Origin of the sequence: Devosia enhydra (genome assembly GCF_900119845.1) — a bacterium.
In the GTDB taxonomy this organism is placed as follows: domain Bacteria; phylum Pseudomonadota; class Alphaproteobacteria; order Rhizobiales; family Devosiaceae; genus FPKU01.
On the sequence record NZ_FPKU01000002.1, the window covers coordinates 383208 to 404959 of the forward strand.

Genomic DNA, 21752 nt, shown 5'->3' on the forward strand with positions numbered 1-21752 from the left:
ACCCGGGCGGTGTCGCGACACTTCGAGCCGTGCCGCAGGCCAAATCGCTCCAGTGGAGCGATTTGAGGGGAGAAGGCCATGAGAGCTAGGCTCGAATGGCAAAGATCGGGGTGGGATGCGGGTGCGGGGCCGGTCGCGGGCCTGCAGGCCGTCGATGATGTGTATGGCCAGAGGGCCAAGGCCAGGACGGGAGCTCAACACTCCCGGGACCCGGGGACATAGCCCAGACGCCCCGTTCGCATCCCGACCAAGCCAAAAATCCCGAACACCCGGCGAGGCGCAAGTCTCACCATACTGCGGACCACCCGCTTCGAGGCGAACCGTCTCGCCGGGCCGCCCAACCTTTCCCAAACCCGGATGGGCAACGCCCTGCCGGCGCGTCCGGCTGCGGCAAACCCGCAGGTCTTTCGGCGATGCGGGCTCGCTGCATTGCGGTCGGTCTCCCACCGTGCCAGATGTCGCGGGCACGAGACTTTCGGGAGACCCGCCATGCTCAGAGCCTTTTTCTGCCGCCACGGGCTTCTCGTCGAGGATACGGCGCCCGGGGCCACCGGGGCCGCCGACTGGGTGTGGATCGACCTGCTCAATCCCACGACCGAGGAAGATCGGCAGGTCGAGAGCTGGCTGGGCATCGCCATTCCCTCGCGCGACGAGATGCAGGAGATCGAGCTCTCATCGCGTCTCTATCAGGAGGCCGGGGCCGAGTTCATGACCATGACGGCGCTGGCCAATCTCGACAGCGACGAGCCGGTTAAGGCGCCTGTGACGTTCATCCTCAAGGCCCGCACGCTCGTCACCGTGCGCTGGGCCGATCCGCGCCCCTTCACCGCCTATCGCAATCGCGCCCAGCGCCAGCAGGAGACGCTTTCGGGCGATGGCGAGCAGGTGATGGTGGGCCTGCTCGAAGCCCTGGGCGACCGCACCGCCGATGCGCTCGAACGCGTCGGCGACGAGATCGACCAGCTCTCGCGCCGCGTTTTCGGCAACAAGACACGCAAGGTCAGCAAGAAGACCGAGGATCTGCGCACTCTCATCGAGCAGATCGGGCGCAAGGCCGAGATGCTGACCCTCGTCAAGGAAAGCCTCGTCAGCATGGGGCGGCTCTCCTCCTATCACGTGGCCGTCGAGCCGCAGGGCCGCCGCATCGGGCCGGCCGGCAAGGAGGCTAAATCCCTGCTCAAGGCGGTGCAGCGCGATGCGGCGGCGCTGGGCGAGCACGCTAACACCCTGATCGGGCGGCTGAGTTTCCTCCTCGATGCGACGCTGGGGCTGATCAATCTCGAGCAGAACGGCATCATCAAGATCTTCTCGGTGGCGGCCGTGGTCTTCCTGCCGCCCACCCTCGTCGCCTCGATCTACGGCATGAATTTCGAGATCATGCCCGAGCTCTCATGGCCCTTCGGCTACCCCTTCGCGCTGGGGCTGATGGTGCTCTCGGCGGCGCTGCCCTACCTCTTCTTCAAGCGCAAGGGCTGGCTCTGACGGCGCGGGCGGGAGGCGGAGGCATGGCACGGATCGGGATCATCGGGGCGGGGCCAGCCGGGCTCATGGCGGCCGAAACCCTTGCCTGCCATGGGCACGCGGTCATCGTTTACGATGCCATGCCCACGGTGGCGCGCAAGTTCCTGATGGCCGGCAAGTCGGGGCTCAACATCACCCATGCCGAGCCCCACGAGCGGCTGGTCACCCGCTACGGGCCCGCCGCGCCCCGCCTGCGCGACGCCCTCGATGGCTTCACCGCAGCCGACCTCACCGCCTGGTGCACGGAGCTCGGCATCGAGACCTTCGTGGGCTCCTCGGGCCGTGTCTTTCCCACCGCGATGAAGGCCTCGCCCTTGCTGCGGGCCTGGCTCGGGCGACTGGCGGAGCAGGGCGTCGCCGTAAAGACGCGCCATCGCTGGACGGGATTTGCCGGCTCCGCCCTGCTGTTCGAGACCCCTGCGGGGCCAACGGAAGAGCGTTTCGATGCCGTGCTCCTCGCCCTTGGCGGCGCCAGCTGGCCGCGGCTGGGCTCGGATGCCGTCTGGGTGCCGTGGCTCAGGGCAAAGGGCGTCGCGATTGCGCCCTTCCAGCCCGCCAATTGCGGCTTTCGCGTTCCCTGGAGCCCGATCTTTGCCGAGCGCTTCGCCGGGGCGCCGGTCAAGTCCGTGCGGGTCACGGGCGATGCCGCTGCGGGCGAATTCGTCGTCACCGCCTCGGGCATCGAGGGCAGCCTCGTCTATGCCCATTCGGCGCGCCTGCGCGAAAGGCTCGCGGCCGAAGGCACCGCCACCCTCACGCTCGATCTCGCCCCCGACCGTCCCCTCGAGCGGCTCGCCGCTGAATTTGCCCGCCAGCCGCGCCAGGCGAGCTTTGCCAACCGCCTGCGCAAGGGCGCCCGTCTCGAGGGCGTCAAGGCCGGGCTGGTGCGTGAATGCGTCCCCAACGCGGCCGGGCTCGACGCCTCGGCCCTTGCCCATGCCATCAAGCACCTGCCGCTGCCGCTTACCGCCACCCAGCCCATCGACAGGGCGATTTCCTCGGCCGGCGGCATCGTCTGGGACGGCGTCGATCCGCGCTTCATGCTGAGGGCGCTGCCGGGAATCTTCGTTGCCGGCGAGATGCTGGACTGGGAGGCACCGACCGGTGGCTACCTCCTCACCGCCTCCATGGCCACCGGCCGCGCCGCCGCGCTCGGGCTGCTCGACTGGTTGGCAGAGGATGGGCCCGGGGGAACCTCGCGGTCGGAGCCACGTCCTTCCCTTGCGCCCGATGCCGGCGCAGGGAGCCCGAAATGACAGAAACGCCCGAACAGCTGCGCCAGCGGATCGACAAAGGCGAGACCCGCGACAAGGTCGATTTCCCCGATCCCGCCGCCGTCCCGCTCACCGCCGATGCCGAGGCCGCCGGATTTCCGCCCGACCGGCAGGAGCTCGCCCTTGAGGCCAACGCGCTGCCGCGAGGCGGCACCGGCCGCGCCCCCGCAGCCGATCCGCGCCCCACGCGCAGCATCTTCCCGCTGCGCTACGTGCTGATCGCAGCCGGCATCCTCGTTGTGGCGCTGCTCGTCATGATGGCCGCCCTGCGTCCGGGGCCGTAAAGCCCTCGGCACTGTCCCCGGCAGCCTGCGCGGCGCTATCATGATGGGCCGGCGCGTCGACCTTGCCCAGGCGCCGCAGCACGATGGCCACCGCGCTACAGAACAGCGCCCAGGCGGCACCGATCGACCAGCCGGCCAGCACGTCGCTGGGATAATGGACGCCCATGAAGACCCGGCTCGTACCCACCAGCAGCGTCAGGAGGATGGCTGCGCTCACCGCGAAGATCTGCAGCCGCCGATTGGGCGCGATGCCGGCGAGGATGGCGCCGAGCGTCAGGAACGTCACCGCCGAGAGCATTGCATGCCCGCTCGGAAAACTTGCCGTAAACTGGTGCGACATCACGGCGAGGTCGGGACGGGGCCTGTCATAGCCCATCTTGAGCACGGTGCTGAGAAGGGTTCCGCCAAGCACCGAGACGAGGATCAGCACCGCCGATGACCGCTTGCCCGCCATCAGCAGATAGCCGCAGGCCGCCACCACCACGATCCCCAGCACCGCGAAGCTGCCGAGCGCGGTGATGTCGCGCACCATCTCATGCACCCAGGCCGGACCGATGACATTGTCGAGATTGCCGGGATCGCGGAAGGCCATGAGGATGGCCGTGTCGAAAGCTTCGAGGCCGCCCTCGCCCATTTCGTCGGCGATCTGCAGGAAGGCGAGCAGCAAGCCCGTGACGATGGCCATGGCCGCCAGCAGCGGCGCTTCGCCGGTGATGAAGGCCCGGACCCGCCTGGCGTGATGCGATTCGACGATTTTGTGGAACATGTGACGCTTTACCCCAGTTTTGCGCGCAACGCCCGAGGGTCGACACACGTTCCTTGGGCCAACCGAGATGATCCTTCCGGGATGGAGCCATTTGGATGGAGCCGACGACCGTGCAGAACAAGTCGTATCACGTCCTGCTCAACGCAAGCGCCGGGACCGCCAATGCCACCGGCGTCACCGCCGCCGAACTCGAGCAGCTGTTTGCCGCGCAGGGCCTTGCCGCAACCATCGATGACCGGCGCGACCTGCCGCTCGACCGGCGCATCGCCGAAGCGGTCAAGGGCAAGGCCGATGTCATCGTGGCAGCGGGTGGCGACGGAACGATCACCGCGCTGGCCGGTGCGCTGGTCGACAGCGACAAGAGCCTCGCCATCCTGCCGCTCGGCACCGTCAACGCCCTCGCCAAGGACCTGCATGTGCCCCTCGACCTGCCCGGGGCCGTCGCTGCGCTGGCGACGGGGGAAACCCATCGCATCGATGTGGGCGAGGTCAATGGCCGGATCTTCCTCCACAAGGTGGTCATCGGGGTCATTCCGGGCGTCGCGGCGGGTCGCGAGCGCATCAGGGGGCGGGAAGACACGACGGCCAAGTTCGGCTTCCTGCTCTATTTCTTCCGCCGGCTGGCGCGGGCGCGGCGCATGGCGGTCGCCATCGAGGCCGATAACGGGCCCCGGCGCATCGAACGGGCCCAGGCCATCGCTGTAGCGTCCAACTCCTATGACGAGGGCATGGGCCAGTTCTTTTCCCGCAGCAGCCTCGACCAGGGCACGCTGACGCTCTACGTCGTCCACCATCTCACCATCACCGATGTTTTCCGCCTCACCACCCGCATGCTGCTCGGGCGCTGGCAGGATGACGAGGCGCTGACCATCGATACGGTCGAGGCGGTGTCGATCACCACGCACAAGAAGCTGCTCAAGGTGATGCTGGACGGGGAAATCGAAACCGTGCACACGCCCCTCGATTTCCGCATCCGCCAGAAGGCGTTGAGCGTCATCGTGCCGGCCGAAACGGCCATCGATATCGGAGCCGCCAAGGCCGCATGAAGATCCTGCATATCTCAGACCTACATTTCGGCCATCACGACCCCTTGCTGGCCGAAGGCTTTGCTGCCGACATCAACGCCCAGGCGCCCGATCTCGTGGTGGCGAGCGGGGATTTCACCCAGGTCGGCACCCGCAAGGAATTCCGCCAGGCGCGCGCCTTCCTCGATACCCTCACCGCGCCCGTCTTTGCCGTGCCGGGCAATCACGACGTGCCGGCGGTCAATATCCTGCGCCGCTTCCTCGACCCCTATGGGCTATACCGCCACTATATCGCCCGCGAGACCGAGCCGTTCCTCGAGATGGACGGCGTGGTGCTGGTGGGCATGCGCACGTCGCGGCGCGCCCGGCTCGAATGGAACTGGGGGCACGGCACGATTTCGCGCGACCAGCTCGAGGATCTCGAGGAGCGTTTCTCCAGGGCCTCGCCCAATGCCGTGCGGGTGATCGTGGCGCATCATCCCCTGCTCTTTCCCACCGAGCCGATGATGCAGAAGACCAAGCGGGTGAAGCGGGCCGACGAGGCGCTCGAATGCTTCGCGCGGCTCGGGGTTCGGCTGGTGCTTTCAGGCCATTTCCACCTGTCCTATGTGCGCCGGCACACGGAAAACGCCCGCGAGGGCGAGCCTCTGGGGCTGAGCCAGTCGACGGTGGCGCCCATCCTCGTGGCACAGGCGTCGTCTGCCATTTCCACCCGGTTGCGGGGCGAATCCAACGCCTACAACCTCATCGATATCGGGCCGGGAGCGATCAATATCCTCGTGCGCGAATGGCGCGATGGCGCCTGGCGCACGCGCGACAAGGCGAGCGAACCGGTCTGACGCTGCACCCGTTTCTTGTCATACAGCACGACAAGAGACGGCGAATCAGGGCCTATCGCCAAAAGCGCGCAAAGCGCCGCAGGCCCGGTCCGGCGAGCGGCGAAACGGCAGGGAGGCGAGCGATGGGGTCTTATCTTTACGAACGGCTGACGGCAGGAGCACAGGGCGAGGCTCCGGCACTGCTGCTGGCCGGCGGGCAGGTTCTGAGCCATGCCGATCTCGCCGCGGCGGCCGGCCGCTATGCCAATGCCCTCGTCAGACTGGGGGTGAAGCCGGGCGATCGGGTCGCCGCGCAGCTCGAAAAGTCCCCTGAAGTCGTGATGCTCTATCTCGGCTGCCTCAGGGCCGGCGCGGTCTTCCTGCCGCTCAACACCGCCTATACGCCGGCGGAGATCGGCTATTTCCTCGGCGATGCGACGCCTTCCGTCTTCGTCTGCGATCCGGCCCGCGAAGTGGAGATGGCGGCCGTTGCCGGCGGCGCCAGGATCGTGACGCTCGGGCGCAAGGGCGATGGCACGCTGGCCGACCTCGCCGACGGCCAGGCCGAGACTTTTGCCGATATCGATCGCGGGCCGCAGGACCTGGCGGCGATCCTTTACACCTCGGGCACCACCGGGCGTTCCAAGGGCGCGATGCTGACGCAGGCCAATCTGGCCAGCAACGCCGAAACGCTGGTGGATTACTGGCGTATCACCGCCAATGACATCCTCATTCACGCCCTGCCGATCTACCACATCCACGGGTTGTTCGTTGCCCTCAACACCCTGCTGATGGCGGGTGGGGCGATGCATTTCCTCTCCCGCTTCGATGCCGGCAAAGTCTTGGGACTGATGGATCGCGCGACCATCCTCATGGGGGTGCCCACCTTCTATGTCCGCCTGCTCGACGAGCGCGGACTGACCCCGCAAGCCGTTGGCAAGATGCGGCTTTTCGTTTCCGGGTCGGCGCCGCTCCTCGCCGAGACGCACCGCGCCTGGCAGGAGCGCACCGGGGAAGCCATTCTCGAGCGCTATGGCATGACCGAGACGGGGATGAACACCTCAAACCCCTATGAGGGCGAGCGCATTCCCGGCAGCGTCGGGTTTCCCCTGCCCGGCGTTGATCTGCGCATCGCCGATCCCGAGACCGGCAAGGTGCTCGGGACGGGCGAGATCGGGGGCATCGAGGTCAAGGGGCCCAATGTCTTTGCCGGCTATTGGAACATGCCCGAAAAGACCGCCGCCGAGTTCCGGACGGACGGGTTTTTCATCACCGGAGATCTCGGGAAGATCGACGAGAAGGGCTATGTCCATATCGTGGGGCGCGCCAAGGACCTCGTGATCAGCGGGGGACTGAACGTCTATCCCATTGAAGTGGAAGCCGAAATCGATGCGCTGCCGGGCGTCGTGGAAAGCGCCGTGATCGGGTTGAGCCACAAGGATTTCGGCGAGGCGGTGACGGCCGTCATCGTGCCCGAAAAGGGCGCGGCGCGCGACGAAAAGGCCGTGATCGCGGCGGTTTCAGGTCGGCTGGCGAAGTTCAAATGCCCCAAGCGGGTGCTGTTCGTCGATGCTTTGCCGCGCAATGCCATGGGCAAGGTTCAGAAGGCCGAGCTGCGCCGGATGTTTGCCGCCCTCTACGACTGACCCGCCTTTCGTAGACTTGTGTGCGCAGGTTGCGATCCTGTATGCAGGATTGGAGCCCGCGTGCGCCTGAGACACGTGAATATCTGTGCAATCGGAGAAGATTCACGTGACCGACCGCCGCCGCCGCTTCCGGGACCTCGTCGCCGCGCCCGACATGCTGGTGATGCCGGGCGCCTATGACGGGCTCTCGGCCCACATCATCGAGGCAGCCGGCTTCCCGGCCATCACGGCGGGCGGCTATGCCGGCATCGGCTCGATGATGGGCGAGCCCGATGGCGGGCAGTCCAACATGCGCGACATGGCCGATCACTATGGCCGCATCGTCGATGCGGTCTCGGTGCCGGTCTATATCGATGCCGATACCGGCTTCGGCGGCGTCCACAATGTCGCAAAGGCGGTCAGGGCCTTCGAGCGGACCGGGGCGGCGGGGCTGTTCTTTTCCGACCAGGTCTTCCCCAATCGCTGCGGCTACCTGCCGGGCAAGGAGGTCGTGCCGGTCGAAACCATGCTGGCCCGGATCATGGCCGCCCTCGATGCCCGCACCGATGAGAACTTCTTTATCGGCACGCGCACCGACTGCCTGTCGCTGACCGGGCTCGACGACGCGATCGTGCGCTGCCAGCTCTTTGTCGAAGCCGGCGTCGACATGGCCAAGCCGCAGGGCGCCGATACGCGCGAGCAGATCGCCCGTTCGATCGCCGAAATCCCCGGCCCGCATTTCGCAACCCTGTCGCAGGCGGCCGGCCGGCATCCGACCGGACTGGCCGGCATGCGCGAACTGGGCGTTGCGGCGGTGACGCTGCCCTCGATCTCGCTCTTTGCCGCCGCCCAGGGGGTGCGCAACGCCATTGGAAGCCTTGCGGAGACCGGGTCGGTCGACGCACTGGGCGATGCCCTGATGCCGCTGCCCGATTATTACGCGCTGGTGGGTCTCAAGGCCTTCCAGGAGCGGGAAAAGAGCTATGACGATCGGGCCGCCGACCTCGTCGCGCGTTCGGGACGATGAACGGGTTCAGGCCGGGCCGCTTCCCGCCTGCCTTGCCTGCACATCCATCTGGAGCGAGGCGATGAAGTCGGAGAACTGCTCGCCCTGGATGATGATGTGGTTGCGCAGCACCTCGCTCGCCTTCTCGCCATCCATGGCGAAGATGGCATCGACGATCTGCTGATGCTCGGCAAAGGAAATATGCATGCGGTTGCGAAACCGCTGCCGCAGCCGCCGATAGGGCTTGAGCCGGCGATGCAGGGCGGTCGCCTGCTCGCGCAGGAACTCGTTGTGGCTCGCCGCATAGATGGCGAAGTGGAAGGCCTCGTTCTCTTCGTAATAGCGGGCGCTGTCATTGCGCTCGACCGCATCGGCGCAGGCGGCGTGCCGCTCCGAGATCAGGGCACGATCGGCATCGGTGTGGCGGCGCGCGGCGAGGCGGCCGGCCATGCTCTCATACTCGGCCATGACCTCGAACATCTGGATCAGCCGCTCAGTGCCGATCTGGGCGACGATGGCGCCCCGACGCGGCCGGATCTCGACCAGCCCCATCGAGGCCAGCTGCATCAGGGCCTCGCGCACCGGGGTGCGCGACACCCCGAAGCGTTCGGCAAGGGAGAGCTCGTCCAGCCTCTGGCCCGGCAGGTACTGCCCGCCGATGATCTCGCCCTCGATCTGGTCGCGAAGGCTGTTGCGTGAGGTCTTGGTCAAGGCGGCTCCTGTCCGTCTGGCCGGGCTAAGGCGATGCCCCCATTCATAGGCGGCTTGATTTGCCACGTCAAAACCAATCCTGCATACAAGAACGGCGATTATGTTGACATGAATGCCGTGCAGTGCATAATCAACCGCGGAGGTCTTCGACAATGCGCTTTCAAACCTTGCTGCGGGACGGTGACGTCATCGCCGGCGCGGCGCTTGCCGGGTTGGGCGGCTTCGTGTTCGTGACCGGGTCCGGCTATGCCTATTGGAGCCCCAGCGGCCCGGGGCCGGGCTTTTTTCCCGTCTGGTATGGCGGGCTGATGATCGCCTTGTCGCTGGGCCTTATCGTCTCGCGCATCCTGCGCGGCATCACGCCGGGCGAAGCCATCGACTGGCCGGGCATCGGGCGGGCGATGTTCACCTGGGCCGCCTTTGTGGTGGCAACGCTGTCCATGCCCCATGTCGGGTTCGTCATCGCCTTCACGCTCTTCTGCCTCGTTTTGATCAAGGGCGTGTTCCAGCGCCCGTTCCTGCAGGCGATCCTCGCCTCGGTCGCGATCACCGCGGCATTCCACGTCATCTTCGTCATCCTGCTGCAGGTCGACCTGCCGGCAGGGCCGCTGGGAGTCTGAGCCGATGGATATTCTCTACGGGCTCGGCCACGGCTTCGGCGTCGCCCTGCAACCCCAGAACATCGTCTGGTGCTTTCTGGGCTGCTTCCTCGGCACGGTGGTGGGCATCCTGCCCGGCCTCGGGCCTGCGGCGACCATCGCCATCCTGATGCCGCTCACCCTCAACATGGATCCGGCCGGCGGCATCATCATGCTGGCGGGCATCTATTACGGGGCCAAATATGGCGGCTCGACCACCTCGATCCTGCTCAACATGCCGGGCGAATCGAGCTCGGTTGTCAGCTGCATCGATGGCTACCAGATGGCGCTCAAGGGCCGCGCCGGCGCCGCGCTCGGCATCGCCGCCATCTCGTCCTTCATCGCCGGCACCGTCGGCATCGTGCTGCTGACCCTCGTGGCCCCGGCCGTGGCGCGCTTCGCGCTGTCGTTCAGCTCGCCCGAATACTTCGCGCTGATGGTGTTCGGCCTGTCGCTGGTGGTGCTGCTCTCGGGCGCCTCGCTGCTCAAGGGCCTGCTGGCGCTGCTCGTGGGGCTGTGGCTCTCGACGGTCGGGATCGATCTCTTCACCGCGCAGTCGCGCTTCACGTTCGGGCGGCCCGAACTGCTGGGCGGGCTCGATTTCGTGGTCATCGCGATCGGCGTCTTCGCCATCGCCGAAATCATGACCACCATCCAGAACCGGGCCGAAGGCCGGCTGATCCCGGTGCCCAAGGGCTTCCGCAACCTTCTGCCCAGCTGGGAGGAGCTCAAGGCCTCGCGCTTTGCCTTCGTCAACGGCTCGATCACCGGCTTCGTCATCGGGGTTCTGCCCGGCGCCGGATCGGCCATCGCCTCCTTCATTGCCTATGGCATCGAAAAGGCCGTTTCCAAACGCAAGGAAATGTTCGGCCATGGCGCCCCCGAGGGTCTCGCGGCCCCCGAAGGCGCCAACAATGCCGATACCGGTGGGGCGCTCGTGCCGCTGCTGACGCTGGGCATTCCGGGCGGCGGCACCACGGCGATCCTGCTTTCGGCGCTGATCCTGTGGGGCGTGCGTCCCGGCCCGCTGATGATCACCGAATCGCCCGATATCTTCTGGGGCCTCGTGGCTTCGATGTATGTGGGCAATGTGGTGCTGCTGCTGCTCAACCTGCCGCTGGTGCCCGCCTTCGCCCAGTTGCTGCGCGTACCCAAATGGGTGCTCTTCCCGGTGATCTTCGGGCTCGCCATCATCGGGGCCTATTCGGTCTCGGGCCGCATCTTCGATGTCGAGCTGCTCGCCGCCTTCGGGCTTCTGGGCTTCCTCATGGCCAAGCTCGGCTTCCCAAGCGCTCCGCTGATCCTCGGCTTCGTGCTCGGCGATGCGATGGAGCGGGCGCTGCGCCAGTCCCTGATGATGTCGCAGGGCGATATCACCAGCCTCTTCCAGCGACCGATCTCGCTGACCCTGCTGATCGGGGCCGCCATCATCCTCATCCTGCCGATGGTGGGCTTCATCAACCGCTTCCGCGTTCGCGCCATCAGCGAAGGCGCCTGAGACCAAACCAAACCCAACTCTGGGAGGAGTTTTCCATGAAACTATCCAGCCTCTTCGCACCGGCTCTGGCCGTTGCCGTCGGCCTTGCCGCCATTCCGGCGGCGCAGGCCCAGTTCGTGCCCAACCGGCCGCTCGAGATCGCCGTGCATGCCGGCCCGGGTTCGGGCAATGACGTGTTCGCCCGCGCGCTGATCTCGGTGATCGAGGCCAACAATCTCTCGCCTGTGCGCATCCAGGTGGCCAACAAGCCCGGCGGCGGCTCGACCACGGCGGCCGCCTATGTGGCGAGCAAGGCCGGCACCAGCAACACGCTCGGTGTGTTCACCAATATCTGGATCACCGACCCGCTGGTCTCGGCCGAGGCCACCAACCCGCTGAGCTCGATGACCCCGCTGGCCCTCGTCATCCGCGAGCCCGGCCTCATCGCAGTCAAGGCCGATTCGCCCTACCAGACGCTGGGCGACTTCATCGAGGCGGCCAAGGCCGAACCCGGCAAGCTCAGCCAGTCGGGCGGCTCGGTGCTGGCCCGCGAGAACGTGCTGCGCCAGCTCATCATGATGGAGACGGGCGCCGACTGGCAGTTCATCTCCTTCCCGTCGGGCGGCGAGCGCCTGGCCGCGCTGCTGGGCGGGCATGTCGATCTGATGATCGTCGAGCCCGGTGAAGCCGCCGAGCAGGTGCGCAGCGGCGCCATGCGGGTGATCGCGGCCGTTTCCGAAGAGCGCCTGCCGACCTTCCCCGATGTGCCGACCCTCACCGAAGCCGGCCTCAACGTGCCCAACCTGCCGCAGATCCGCGGCATCGTCGCCCCTCCCGGCATGCCGGCCGAAGCCGTCGCCTATTACAGCGACATGATCCGGCAGGCCACCGAGAGCCAGCAGTGGCAGGATTACGTGAGCGAGAACGGCTTTGAGGCCGCATTCACCACGCCTGAGGAAACCAGCGCCTTCGTCGCCGAATATACCGAGCAGCTCGCGGGCATTCTCGAGGCCGCCGGCCTTGAGATCGTCAAGCGCTGACCGTCGGACGCCGTTGATACCGGGCCGGCGCCTTGCGGTGCCGGCCCTCTTGTTTTTGAAGGACACCTGTCGCCATGCTGAGCCAGAGCTTCGTGTTCGGGGACATGCGCATCACCCGCGTGCTCGAGACATCGGGCCCGACCCATGACCCGACCTTCCTCTTCCCCGATCTCGATGCGCGGGCGCTGGCGGGCGAGGCCGACTGGCTGGCGCCGCATCACTACCAGCCCTCCATCGACCGGCTGGTCGTGACCACCCAGATCTGGATGGTGGAGGCGCCGGGACGGCTGGTGCTCGTCGATCCGGGGCTGGGCAATGGCAAGAACCGGCCGGCGGCGCGGCAGAACCGTCTCAATACGCTGGCCGGCGCCTGGCTCGAGGCCGCGGGAGCGACGGCGGAGACCGTCACGGATGTGGTGATGACCCATCTGCATGCCGACCATGTGGGCGGCTGCACCACCGCGCAGGACGGGCGCTGGGTGCCCGCCTTCCCCAAAGCGCGCCACCATGTGCCCGAGGCGGAACTCGACTATTGGCGGGGGCGCGTTACGGGCGGCGAACAGGGCGCCATCAGCGGGGCCTGGGACGACAGCGTCGTGCCGCTGCTCGAGGCTGGCCTCGTCGAGACCTATCGACCCGGCGAGCGGCTGCTCCATCTCTTCGATGTCATGGACGCGGCGGGCCACACGCCGGGGCAGGCAGCGCTCTGGCTCGATGACAAGCGGGGGGAGCGGGCGGTGTTTTCAGCCGACATCTTCCACAGCCCCCTGCAGATCCGCTTCCCCGACCTCAACACGCGCTACTGCATCCTGCCCGAGAGGGCACGGGAGACGCGCCGGGCCTTCCTCAGGGAGGCGGCCGAAAGCGGCGCCCTCATCATGCCGATGCATTTCGGCTGGCCCTATCGCGGGCGCGTGACCGGCACGGAAGAGACCGGCTACGCCTTTTCCCCACTCGCCTGGTAGAGCCCCGACAGCGCGCTCGCGACAGCCTCGGGCGCCTGCAGGATCATGATGTGGCCGCTCTTAACCACTTCGAGCCGGCGATCGGGGATGGGCGCGATATCGGCCTCGACATGGGCGACAGGTCGCAGCAGGTCCTTGCTGCCCGCCAGCACCAGCACGGGGCAGGCGAGCCCAGCCATCTCGGCGCTGACATCGACATCGGCCAGCATGTGGTTGGCCATCTCGTAGCAGACGGGGTCGATGGCGAGGAAGCGGGCGCGATACTCGTCATGCACATGCTGGTCGGTGATGGCGCTTTGCGGATAGGAGCGCTCGAAGACGAGATCGACCACCGCGCGCATCCCCTCCTCCCGGGCCGTGGCGGCCCGCCCGAGCAGATAGCCGCGCCGCTCGGGGTTGGCCTTGAGCGCTGGTGAGCAGAGCAGAAGGGATTCGACGCTTCCGCCCAGCAGCGCAGCGAGCGCCACCGCGATGGCGGCGCCCGAGGCGATGCCGGCGATGGTGTAGGGCGGGGGCAGCTGGGCGGCCCGGATGATGGCGGCGGTATCGGCGGCCATGTCGGCGATGGAAAAGGGCGTGCGCACCTTCTCCGACAGCCCCGTGCCGCGCTGGTCGGCGCGCAGGATGCGGTAGCCGGGCGCAAGCTTTGCGATCACCTCGTCCCAGCTGTCGCTGGTGCCCGAGAGCTCATGGATGAGCACGAGGCTGCGGCCCTCGCCCGAGAGCTTGTAGTGGAGGCTGACGCCCTGATGCTCGGTCCAGCGGAGGTCGGTCATGCTGCCCGCCCCGCCGGATGGACGCGGGCCATGAAGGCGAGGAGTTCCCGGGCGATGAACCCGGGCTGCTCGGGCAGGGCGGCGTGGCTGGCATTGGGGATGACGACCACCGTCACCCGGTCGCCCAGCTCGCGCTTGAAGATCTCGGCATCCTCGACATGGGCGAGGGGGTCGGTATCGGGCTGGAGATAGAGGAGCGGCGCGCTGCCGCCGGCATAATCCTCGTGGCGCGGGGTCTGGTCGCCGGCATGGCGCTGGGCGGCGAGGACCTCGGGATACCAGTCCTCAAGCCAGCCGGTTGGGTCGTTGCCCGGCGCAAAGAAGGCAAAGCGGAGCGCCTCGAGCCGCTCCTCGGCGGGCAGGTCGGGATTGGCGCTGGCGCGGATGGCGGCGCGCATCTTGGGGCCGCTGGGCGCGATGCCGACATTGGCGGCGATGATCGAGATGCCCGAAATAAGGTCTGGCCGGTCGGTGGCGAGCATTCTGGTGACACGGTTGCCGAAGGCGTGGCCGGCGACGAAGGCCGGGCCGTCGCCAAAGGCTTCGATGATGGTCGCGATATCGGCGGCGCAATCATGCAGGTCGCGCCACGGCTCGGCCGAGACGCTGGCTCCGATGCCGCGCGGCTGCGGGCGCAGCACCGTGTATCCGGCCGCTGCCACTTCGGCCGCGATGGGGTCGAAATCGGTGGCCGGCCGCCCGAGCGAGGGCAGCATGACGACCAGCGGGCCTTCGCCCTCTTTCAAGACTTCGAGCGTGACATCGGCGCCGCGCGGCACGAGGTGGCGGGTAAGCGTCATGGTCAATCCTCTTTCTGGCGGTCGGCGGGGGATGGCGTGGAGGGCGGATCGGCTGGGGGACTGCCCCCGCCGGTCAGGGTGAGAATCAGCGGCGCCAGCACCAGCGTGCCGACGACGCGGCAGACCTGGGCGGTAACGACGAAGGCCACTTCGAGCCCGATGGCATAGGCCAGTAGCGTGATCTCGGCGAGCCCGCCCGGCGAGAAGGCGAGCAGCAATGTCGGGGCGTCGAAGGGCAGGAAGCGGGTGGCGATGAAGGCGGTGAGGGCGGCGATGGCGATGAGCGCGACGGCCCAGACGGCGCCCTGCATCAGGCTGCGGGCGAGTTCTCCCCGCGATGCACCTCCCAGCCGCGAGCCGACGGTGGCGCCGATTACCACCTGCACCGTGGCAACGAGCCAGGCCGGAGGATGGGCGGCGGTGAGCCCCGTGCCATGGGCGATGGCGCTGAGAACGAGCGCGGCGACCATGGCGCCGCCCAGCGGCCGGAACAGCTTGCGCAGGAGATAGCCGCCAAAGGCGCAGCCGATGAGGATGGCCCAATCGAGAAGTCCGATGATCTCCTCGTGCCCGGCTGCGGCGGCAGGAGCCGTGCCGGTGAGCGGGGTGCCGACCCAGGCCTGCACGATCAGCGGGATCGAGAAGATGACGACGATGACCCGCGCGGTATGGACGAGCGCGAGGCGCCGCACATCGGCGCCCATCGATGCCCCGACCATGGTCAGTTCGCTGAGCCCGCCGGGAAAGCCGGCAAAGATGGCGGTCGGCTTGTCATAGCGGCAGGCACGCATGAAAAAGAGCGTGCCCAGCCCCGCCGTCACCAGCGTGTAGACGATGATGGTGGGAATGACCGGCCACCACAGCGCCATGATGGCGACGATCTCGGCGGTAAAGGCGCTGCCCGCCAGCACACCCACCATCGGCCGCGCGACATGACGGGTCGAGGACGGCAGCAGCGCCTTGCTGCCCAGAATGGCGGTGACGCCGACGGCGAACAGCGACCCCAATGTCCAGGGCAAAGGCAGATGGAGATAGGAAAAGACGAGCCCGCCAATCGTGCCGATGACGAGGGCGCCAAGCCCGGACAGCAGGGTCGGGATCGTGGGCAGCGCCGCCATGCGCTCAGGCCTCCGCCGCGAGCGAGCGGGCGACGGTATCGCCCCAATCGGGTGCTTCGCCCTCGGCATAGCCGGTGCCGATGACCATGGCGAGGAGGCTGTAATAGCCGCAGAGCGTCACGAGTTCGATGGCGCCTTCGCGGCCGAAGCGCCCGGCAAGGGCGACAAAGCGCGCATCATCGAGCGATCCGGAGGCGAGGATAGCGCGTGCGGCCGCAAGAGCCAGCGCCTGGTCGGGCGGCAGATCCGGGGTGCCACCTTCAGCGAGCGTGCGAAGCGCCTCACGCTCCAGCCCGGCGGCGAGCCCGAGGCGTGCATGGCCGGTCCATTCATAGGGCGAACGCCAATGGGCGGCGGTGGCGAGCGTCACGAGTTCGCGGATATCGGCGGGCAGCGTGCCCTCGAAGCGAAGCCAGGCGCCGACATCGGCGACTTTTTCGGCGAGTGCCGGCTGGGGCAGGAGGTTGAGGAAGGGCACCCCTATCTTGCCCCGCGCGCTGCCCCGGAGCTTTTGCGCGAAGGTCGCCTGCTCAGCCGTCCACTCGCTTTCGGCAGTCTCGAACCTGGTCATCGCCCTACCCCACGTATCGCCCCCGACCTCTAAGAGGTCCCGACCGACAAATACACTAGTCGCGCTCAAAAAAATGCACTATCGCTATTCTCGTATGCAATTTAGAGGCGAAATGCTCACCACGGCTCCTTTGCAGCCCCATCTCGTCCGCTGCGAGGCGGGCATTGCCCATATCGATCTTGGCCGGCCGGACGCCGGCAATGTGCTGACGCGCCAGCAGATGGGCGTGCTGGTCGACGTGCTCGGTGCTGCCGGCGCCGACCCCAGCGTGCATCTTGTGGCGATCGGGGCGCAGGGCCCGGCCTTCTGTCTCGGGCGTGACGGCAAGGGCGAGGTGCCCGAGGCGCTGCCCTGGGACGCACGGCAAAAGCAGATGGGCGCGACGCTCGACCTTTATGACGCCATCGCCGCCTGCCCCGTGCCCGTGGTGGCGCTGGTGCATGGCGATGCCATCGGCCTCGGCGCCGCTCTGGCCGGCGCCTGCGACATCACGCTGGCCTCGGATCGGGCGAAGTTCGCCCTGCCCGAGATCCGCCACTCCATTCCGGCGACGCTGGCGATCTCGGCGCTGCTGCACAAGCTGCCGGCCAAGGCGCTGGCCCATCTCGTCTATTCCGCCGAGACGATTTCGGCCGAGGAGGCGCTGGCGCTGGGGCTGGTGAGCAAGATCTATCCCGACGACCGGTTCGCGGCGGGCGCGGCCGAGTATCTCGCCGAGCTCTCGGGGCGCAAGCGGCTCGTGCTCGAAACCATCAAGCGCTATCTCGGCAAGGCACGGCAGCTCTCGCCCGACATGGCAGCCGAATATGCCGGCACGCTGATGGCGCTGGTCAAGCCCAGTATCTAGGGCTGAAGACGAAGGACCTGTCCATGGCCGAGATATCCGGCAAGAAGACCCTGTTCGAAAAGATCTGGGACGCCCATTTCGTGGCCGAACGGCTCGATGGGCGCGAGATCATCTATATGGACCGCACCATGGTCCACGAACTGCACGGGCCCAAGGCCTTCGAAAAGCTGCGCAAGGCCGGGCGCCGGGTGCGCAGGCCCGACCTGACCTTCGCAGTGCAGGACCACACCATCGCTACCCGTCGGGGCCGGGACGACACGACCAACCCCGAGGGCACGCCGTTTCTGCGCGCGCAGCGGGCCGGGGCGGTCGAATTCGGCTTCCGCATCTTCGATGTCGATGATCCCGAACAGGGCATTTCGCATGTCATCGGACCCGAGCTCGGCATGGTGCTGCCGGGGGCGACCCATTGCGTGCCCGACAGCCATGCCGCGACGGTCGGCGCGCTCGGGGCCCTGTCCTTCGGCTGCGGCACGACCGAACTCGAACATGTTTTGGCGACGCAGGTTCTGGCGATGAAGCGCCCCAAAACCATGCGCATCCGGCTCGAGGGCCGGCTCGGCCGGCATGTGACGGCCAAGGACGTGGCGCTGCACATCATCGGCACGCTCGGGGTGTCGGGCGCCAATGGCCATGCGGTGGAATATGCCGGGCCGGTGGTGGAAGCCATGGGCATCGAGGCGCGAATGACGCTCTGCAACCTCACCGTCGAGATGGGCGGGCGCACCGGCTTCGTGGCGCCGGACGAGACCGCCTTCGCCTGGCTTGAAGGCCGGCCCTTCGCGCCCATCGGGGAGGACTGGGCGCGGGCGCTCGAGACCTGGCGCATGCTGCGCTCGGACGAAGACGCGGTGTTCGACGCCGATATCGTCATCGACTGTTCCGATCTTGCCCCGCAGGTCACCTGGGGCACCAATCCGGGGCAGGTCACGGGCGTGGGTGGGCTGGTGCCGGCCACGCAGGGCGATGAGGCGCTCGACAAGGCGCTGGGCTATATGGACATTTCCCCCGGCGCGCGGCTCGAAGGGCTCAAGGTTGACCGCGTCTTCATCGGCTCGTGCACCAATGGCCGCATTCCCGATCTCGAGGAGGCCGCCGCCATCGTGCGCGGCCGGAAGGTGGCGCAGGGCGTGATCGCGATGATTTCGCCGGGCTCGACCATCGTCAAGCGCGAGGCGGAGGCGCTGGGGCTCGACCGGGTGTTCATCGAGGCCGGCTTCGAATGGGCCGAATCGGCCTGCTCGATGTGCGCGGGCGGCAATGGCGATCGCGGCCGGCCGGGCGAGCGGGTGGTTTCGACCACCAACCGCAATTTCGAGGGGCGGCAGGGGCCGGGGGTGCGCACCCACCTCGTCAGCCCCGCCATGGCGGCGGCAGCGGCGGTGACCGGCGTCATCACCGACGTGCGCAAGCTCGAGGAGGCATGAGCATGCGGGCTTTTACCGCAACCACCGGGGCGGCCGTGCCGCTGCTCGAGGACGATATCAACACCGATGCGATCTCGCCCATCCAGCTGGCGCGCAGCCTTAAGCCCGACTACCGGCGCATGCTGTTCATGCGCACGCGCTGGCAGGCCGATGGCACCCCCGACCCGGCCCATGTGCTCAATCAGCCGCACTTCGCCGATCCGGCCATTCTGGTGACGGGCGAGAATTTCGGCTGCGGCAGCTCGCGCGAGGCGGCGGTGTGGGCGCTGCAGGCCAATGGCTTTTCCTGCCTCGTGGCAAAGAGCTTCAACGACCAGTTCCGCGAGAACTGCCTCCAGAACGGGGTGCTGGCGATCACCCTGCCCGAGGCGCTTTATGCCGAGCTCGTCGCGCGCGTGGTAGCGGCCAATGGCGCGCCCTTTACCGCCGATCTCAGGACGCAGACGATCAGCGGGCCGGGCGGCGAACCGATTGCGTTTGCGGTGCCCGAAGCCGAGCGGCTGGTGCTGCTCGAAGGGCTCGACGATATCGGCCTGACCGTGCGGCACATGGCCCAAATCGAGGCCTGGGAAGCGCGCATGGCCGAAAGCGCACCCTGGCTGCAAAGCGCAGTGGACCGGCGAGGCTAAGGCTCGAGCGCCGCGGCGTCTCCGCCTTCAACGGAACCGGTGAGGCGCCCTAGAAGGCGCCCATGATCATCAGGAGGCCCGAGGCCAGGGTGATGTTGACCAGCGTCAGGTAGAGATGCGGATCGCGCGCCTTGCCTTCGAAGCGGAAGAGGTTGTGGTAAAGGCCGGTGGCGAGCCCGAGGAAGGCGATGAGCGCGAGCGCCGCCCAATCGACGAAAAGCCCGAGAGCCAGGAGCGCGCCACCGACGAGCTGGATGGCAAAGCCCAGCGCCACGATGGGCGGGGGCAGCGGCCAGCCATAATTGGTCATCGAGGGAATGCGATCCTTGAAGCCGGCAAAATTGCGCAGGCCGGCGATGAGGAAGAACAGGCCGAACACCACGCGCCCGACCAGAATCAGCGTTTCATCCACGATTTGGCTCCCCCATGCGAGGCAAGGGGTAACTGAAGTCGGGCGTTGAGGCCAGCGGGATGGGCCGTGAGAGACCCCTCAATTTCGGCGAGGCGGCTGTCGCAGTCCCCTCACCCTGTCCCTCTCCCCGGCGGGGAGAGGGGACGATGGGCCGATGGTCTCTGCAGGAGCGCTGGCTCCAGCGCAAAGTAAGTAGCCCCGGTTCTTTATGCGGATCGTTCCGGCCAGTTGATGTCGGCAGGATGAGTACCCTCTCCCCGCCGGGGAGAGGGACAGGGTGAGGGGGGCCACTGGCTCAGGTCTCACCCCTTTGCCGCCAGCTCCTGCCAGAGTTCGATGGGGTTGCCTTCGAGGTCGTGGAGGCGGGCGAAGCGGCCGTTGGGATAGGACTCGGGATCAAGGGTGACAGTTATGCCGGCAGCCTCGAGCTGGGCGATCATGGCATCGAGGTCGCGGACGCGGAAATTGACCATGAACTGCTGTTCGGGCCGGTCGAAATAGGTCGTGTCGTGCTTGAAGGGCGCGAACACCGTGGTGCCAGCCTCCTGCTGCCAGGGCAGCGTATCGTAGTCCGAAGGCACGCCATCGACCCCGAGATGCTGCTGGTACCAGAGCGCCAGCGCCTCGGGGTCCCGCGCCCGCCAGAAGAAGCCGCCGATGCCGAGGACCTTTTCCATCACTCGGCCGGTTCGACTTCCGGCTTCCTGGCAGCCGGGTTGTTGGGATGGGTCGTCCAATTGGCATAGGTGTCCGACACGGTGAGGCCGGTGCGACGGTCGAGCGCGCCGGCGGGCAGCGGCTCCATGGTGATGCAGTTTTCCACCGGGCAGACATCGACGCAGAGGTTGCAGCCCACGCACTCCTCTTCCATCACCTCGAAATGCCGCACCCCATCCTTGAGCCGGGTGATCGCCTGGTGGGAGGTATCCTCGCAGGCGATATGGCAGCGGCCGCATTTGATGCAGAGGTCCTGATCGATATGGGCCTTGGTGACGTGGTTGAGGTTGAGGAACTGCCAGTCGGTGACATTGGGCACGGCGCGCCCGACGACATCGGACAGGGTGCGGTGGCCCTTCTCGTCCATCCAGTTGGAGAGCCCCGAAATCATCTCCTCGACGATCTTGAAACCATAGGTCATGGCGGCGGTGCAGACCTGCACATTGCCAGCGCCCAGCGCCATGAACTCGGCCGCGTCGCGCCAGGTGGTGATGCCGCCAATACCCGAGATCGGCAGGCCGCGCGTCTCGGGATCGCGGGCGATCTCGGCCACCATGTTGAGCGCGATGGGCTTTACCGCCGGGCCGCAATAGCCGCCATGGGTACCGCGCCCGTCGATGCTGGGCTCGGGCGAGAAGGTATCGAGATTGACCGAGGTGATGGAATTGATGGTGTTGATCAAAGACACCGCATCGGTGCCCCCCTTGTGGGCGGCGCGCGCGGGCTTCCTGATATCGGCGATGTTGGGGGTGAGCTTGGTGATCACCGGCATGCGGGTATATTGCTTGCACCAGCGCACGACCATCTCGACATATTCGGGCACCTGCCCGACCGCAGCCCCCATGCCGCGCTCGGACATGCCGTGCGGACAGCCGAAATTTAGCTCGATGCCATCTGCGCCGGTCTCTTCCACGAGCGGCAGGATGGCCTTCCACGCCTCCTCCTCGCAGGGCACCATGATGGAAGCGACGAGCGCGCGATCGGGCCAGGCCATCTTGACCTGCTTCATCTCGCGCAGATTGACCTCGAGCGGCCGGTCGGTGATCAGCTCGATATTGTTGAGGCCCAGAAGCCTGCGGTCGGCGCCCCAGATGGCGCCGTAGCGCGGGCCGTTGACATTGACCACCGGGGGACCCGCTTCGCCGAGGGTCTTCCACACCACCCCGCCCCAGCCGGCGCGGAAGGCGCGCTCGACATTATAGGCCTTGTCGGTGGGCGGCGCCGACGCCAGCCAGAACGGATTGGGTGACTTGATGCCGAGAAAGTTGCTGCGCAGATCTGCCAATTGAGCCTCCTCTGGCTTTA

Annotated in this window: 23 protein-coding genes; 14 read left to right on the plus strand and 9 right to left on the minus strand. The window is 67.2% G+C overall.

All coding sequences use genetic code 11. The features are described from left to right. The first annotated feature begins 489 nt into the window (after window positions 1–489). The 3 genes from corA to BT183_RS10975 are packed head-to-tail and all read left to right on the plus strand — an operon-like array spanning window position 490 to window position 3079. Entirely contained in the window at window positions 490–1482 is a 993-nt protein-coding gene (gene corA, locus BT183_RS10965) for a magnesium/cobalt transporter CorA (RefSeq protein WP_072342726.1), read from the plus strand. A 23-nt stretch (window positions 1483–1505) separates the two neighbouring features. Further along, window positions 1506–2777, plus strand: coding sequence for a TIGR03862 family flavoprotein (locus BT183_RS10970; RefSeq protein ID WP_072342729.1), 1272 nt, complete (start codon window positions 1506–1508; stop codon window positions 2775–2777). Then, a complete protein-coding gene (locus BT183_RS10975; protein ID WP_072342732.1) occupies window positions 2774–3079 on the plus strand; it encodes a hypothetical protein in 306 nt (101 codons plus the stop codon). Before BT183_RS10970 ends, BT183_RS10975 begins: the two co-directional genes overlap by 4 nt. Here BT183_RS10975 and BT183_RS10980 read toward each other — a convergent pair. Further along, entirely contained in the window at window positions 3048–3845 is a 798-nt protein-coding gene (locus tag BT183_RS10980) for a phosphatase PAP2 family protein (protein WP_072342735.1), read from the minus strand. The genes BT183_RS10975 and BT183_RS10980 overlap by 32 nt on opposite strands. 95 nt (window positions 3846–3940) lie before the next feature. On the opposite strand from BT183_RS10980, the gene BT183_RS10985 reads away from it, so the two are divergent. The 4 genes from BT183_RS10985 (at window position 3941) to BT183_RS11000 (ending at window position 8340) form a co-directional block, all read left to right on the plus strand. Beyond that, the gene (locus BT183_RS10985; protein ID WP_072342738.1) at window positions 3941–4891 is read left to right on the plus strand and encodes a diacylglycerol/lipid kinase family protein; all 951 of its coding nucleotides are present in this window, start codon (window positions 3941–3943) and stop codon (window positions 4889–4891) included. Further along, entirely contained in the window at window positions 4888–5709 is an 822-nt protein-coding gene (locus BT183_RS10990) for a metallophosphoesterase family protein (protein ID WP_072342741.1), read from the plus strand. The genes BT183_RS10985 and BT183_RS10990 overlap by 4 nt, the downstream gene beginning before the upstream one ends. Before the next feature lie 122 nt (window positions 5710–5831). Continuing rightward, complete coding sequence (locus BT183_RS10995) at window positions 5832–7334, plus strand: malonate--CoA ligase (protein WP_072342744.1); 1503 nt, start codon at window positions 5832–5834, stop codon at window positions 7332–7334. Between the two features lie 106 nt (window positions 7335–7440). Next, window positions 7441–8340, plus strand: coding sequence for an isocitrate lyase/PEP mutase family protein (locus BT183_RS11000; protein ID WP_084603455.1), 900 nt, complete (start codon window positions 7441–7443; stop codon window positions 8338–8340). 6 nt (window positions 8341–8346) lie between these two features. On the opposite strand, the gene BT183_RS11005 is transcribed toward BT183_RS11000, so the two are convergent. Then, window positions 8347–9030: a GntR family transcriptional regulator gene (locus tag BT183_RS11005; protein WP_072342751.1), complete on the minus strand. Its 684-nt coding sequence runs from the start codon at window positions 9028–9030 to the stop codon at window positions 8347–8349. 152 nt (window positions 9031–9182) lie between these two features. On the opposite strand from BT183_RS11005, the gene BT183_RS11010 reads away from it, so the two are divergent. The 4 genes from BT183_RS11010 (at window position 9183) to BT183_RS11025 (ending at window position 13150) form a co-directional block, all read left to right on the plus strand. Further along, window positions 9183–9650 (plus strand): tripartite tricarboxylate transporter TctB family protein, encoded by a 468-nt coding sequence (locus BT183_RS11010; protein WP_072342754.1) that lies wholly within the window; start codon window positions 9183–9185, stop codon window positions 9648–9650. A gap of 4 nt (window positions 9651–9654) precedes the next feature. Next, window positions 9655–11166, plus strand: coding sequence for a tripartite tricarboxylate transporter permease (locus tag BT183_RS11015; protein WP_072342757.1), 1512 nt, complete (start codon window positions 9655–9657; stop codon window positions 11164–11166). 35 nt (window positions 11167–11201) lie between these two features. Next, window positions 11202–12185: a Bug family tripartite tricarboxylate transporter substrate binding protein gene (locus BT183_RS11020; protein ID WP_072342760.1), complete on the plus strand. Its 984-nt coding sequence runs from the start codon at window positions 11202–11204 to the stop codon at window positions 12183–12185. A 74-nt stretch (window positions 12186–12259) separates the two neighbouring features. After that, window positions 12260–13150 (plus strand): MBL fold metallo-hydrolase, encoded by an 891-nt coding sequence (locus tag BT183_RS11025; protein ID WP_143145765.1) that lies wholly within the window; start codon window positions 12260–12262, stop codon window positions 13148–13150. On the opposite strand, the gene BT183_RS11030 is transcribed toward BT183_RS11025, so the two are convergent. Genes BT183_RS11030 through BT183_RS11045 form a run of 4 tightly spaced genes read right to left on the minus strand, consistent with a single transcriptional unit; the run spans window position 13123 to window position 16415 of the window. Next, window positions 13123–13926 carry an alpha/beta fold hydrolase gene (locus BT183_RS11030; RefSeq protein WP_072342763.1) on the minus strand — a complete coding sequence of 268 codons (804 nt, stop codon included), beginning with the start codon at window positions 13924–13926 and terminating at the stop codon, window positions 13123–13125. The two genes, BT183_RS11025 and BT183_RS11030, sit on opposite strands and share 28 nt — an antisense overlap. After that, window positions 13923–14726 (minus strand): alpha/beta fold hydrolase, encoded by an 804-nt coding sequence (locus tag BT183_RS11035; RefSeq protein WP_072342766.1) that lies wholly within the window; start codon window positions 14724–14726, stop codon window positions 13923–13925. Before BT183_RS11035 ends, BT183_RS11030 begins: the two co-directional genes overlap by 4 nt. A gap of 2 nt (window positions 14727–14728) precedes the next feature. Further along, window positions 14729–15844, minus strand: coding sequence for an AbrB family transcriptional regulator (locus tag BT183_RS11040; protein WP_072342769.1), 1116 nt, complete (start codon window positions 15842–15844; stop codon window positions 14729–14731). Between the two features lie 4 nt (window positions 15845–15848). Then, window positions 15849–16415 carry a carboxymuconolactone decarboxylase family protein gene (locus tag BT183_RS11045; RefSeq protein ID WP_072342772.1) on the minus strand — a complete coding sequence of 189 codons (567 nt, stop codon included), beginning with the start codon at window positions 16413–16415 and terminating at the stop codon, window positions 15849–15851. A gap of 112 nt (window positions 16416–16527) precedes the next feature. On the opposite strand from BT183_RS11045, the gene BT183_RS11050 reads away from it, so the two are divergent. The 3 genes from BT183_RS11050 to leuD are packed head-to-tail and all read left to right on the plus strand — an operon-like array spanning window position 16528 to window position 19318. Continuing rightward, window positions 16528–17262: an enoyl-CoA hydratase/isomerase family protein gene (locus BT183_RS11050; protein WP_072342775.1), complete on the plus strand. Its 735-nt coding sequence runs from the start codon at window positions 16528–16530 to the stop codon at window positions 17260–17262. A gap of 23 nt (window positions 17263–17285) precedes the next feature. Next, window positions 17286–18689 (plus strand): 3-isopropylmalate dehydratase large subunit, encoded by a 1404-nt coding sequence (leuC, locus tag BT183_RS11055; protein WP_072342778.1) that lies wholly within the window; start codon window positions 17286–17288, stop codon window positions 18687–18689. A 2-nt stretch (window positions 18690–18691) separates the two neighbouring features. After that, window positions 18692–19318 carry a 3-isopropylmalate dehydratase small subunit gene (gene leuD / locus BT183_RS11060; protein ID WP_072344616.1) on the plus strand — a complete coding sequence of 209 codons (627 nt, stop codon included), beginning with the start codon at window positions 18692–18694 and terminating at the stop codon, window positions 19316–19318. A 49-nt stretch (window positions 19319–19367) separates the two neighbouring features. On the opposite strand, the gene BT183_RS11065 is transcribed toward leuD, so the two are convergent. The 3 genes from BT183_RS11065 to preA all read right to left on the minus strand — a co-directional run bounded on the left by BT183_RS11065 (window position 19368) and on the right by preA (window position 21732). Beyond that, window positions 19368–19730, minus strand: a complete 363-nt coding sequence (locus BT183_RS11065) for a DoxX family protein (protein WP_072342782.1) — start codon at window positions 19728–19730, stop codon at window positions 19368–19370. A gap of 302 nt (window positions 19731–20032) precedes the next feature. Continuing rightward, window positions 20033–20407, minus strand: coding sequence for a VOC family protein (locus BT183_RS11070; RefSeq protein ID WP_072342785.1), 375 nt, complete (start codon window positions 20405–20407; stop codon window positions 20033–20035). Beyond that, window positions 20407–21732: an NAD-dependent dihydropyrimidine dehydrogenase subunit PreA gene (gene preA, locus BT183_RS11075; protein ID WP_072342787.1), complete on the minus strand. Its 1326-nt coding sequence runs from the start codon at window positions 21730–21732 to the stop codon at window positions 20407–20409. Before preA ends, BT183_RS11070 begins: the two co-directional genes overlap by 1 nt. Between the last annotated feature and the right edge of the window lie 20 nt (window positions 21733–21752).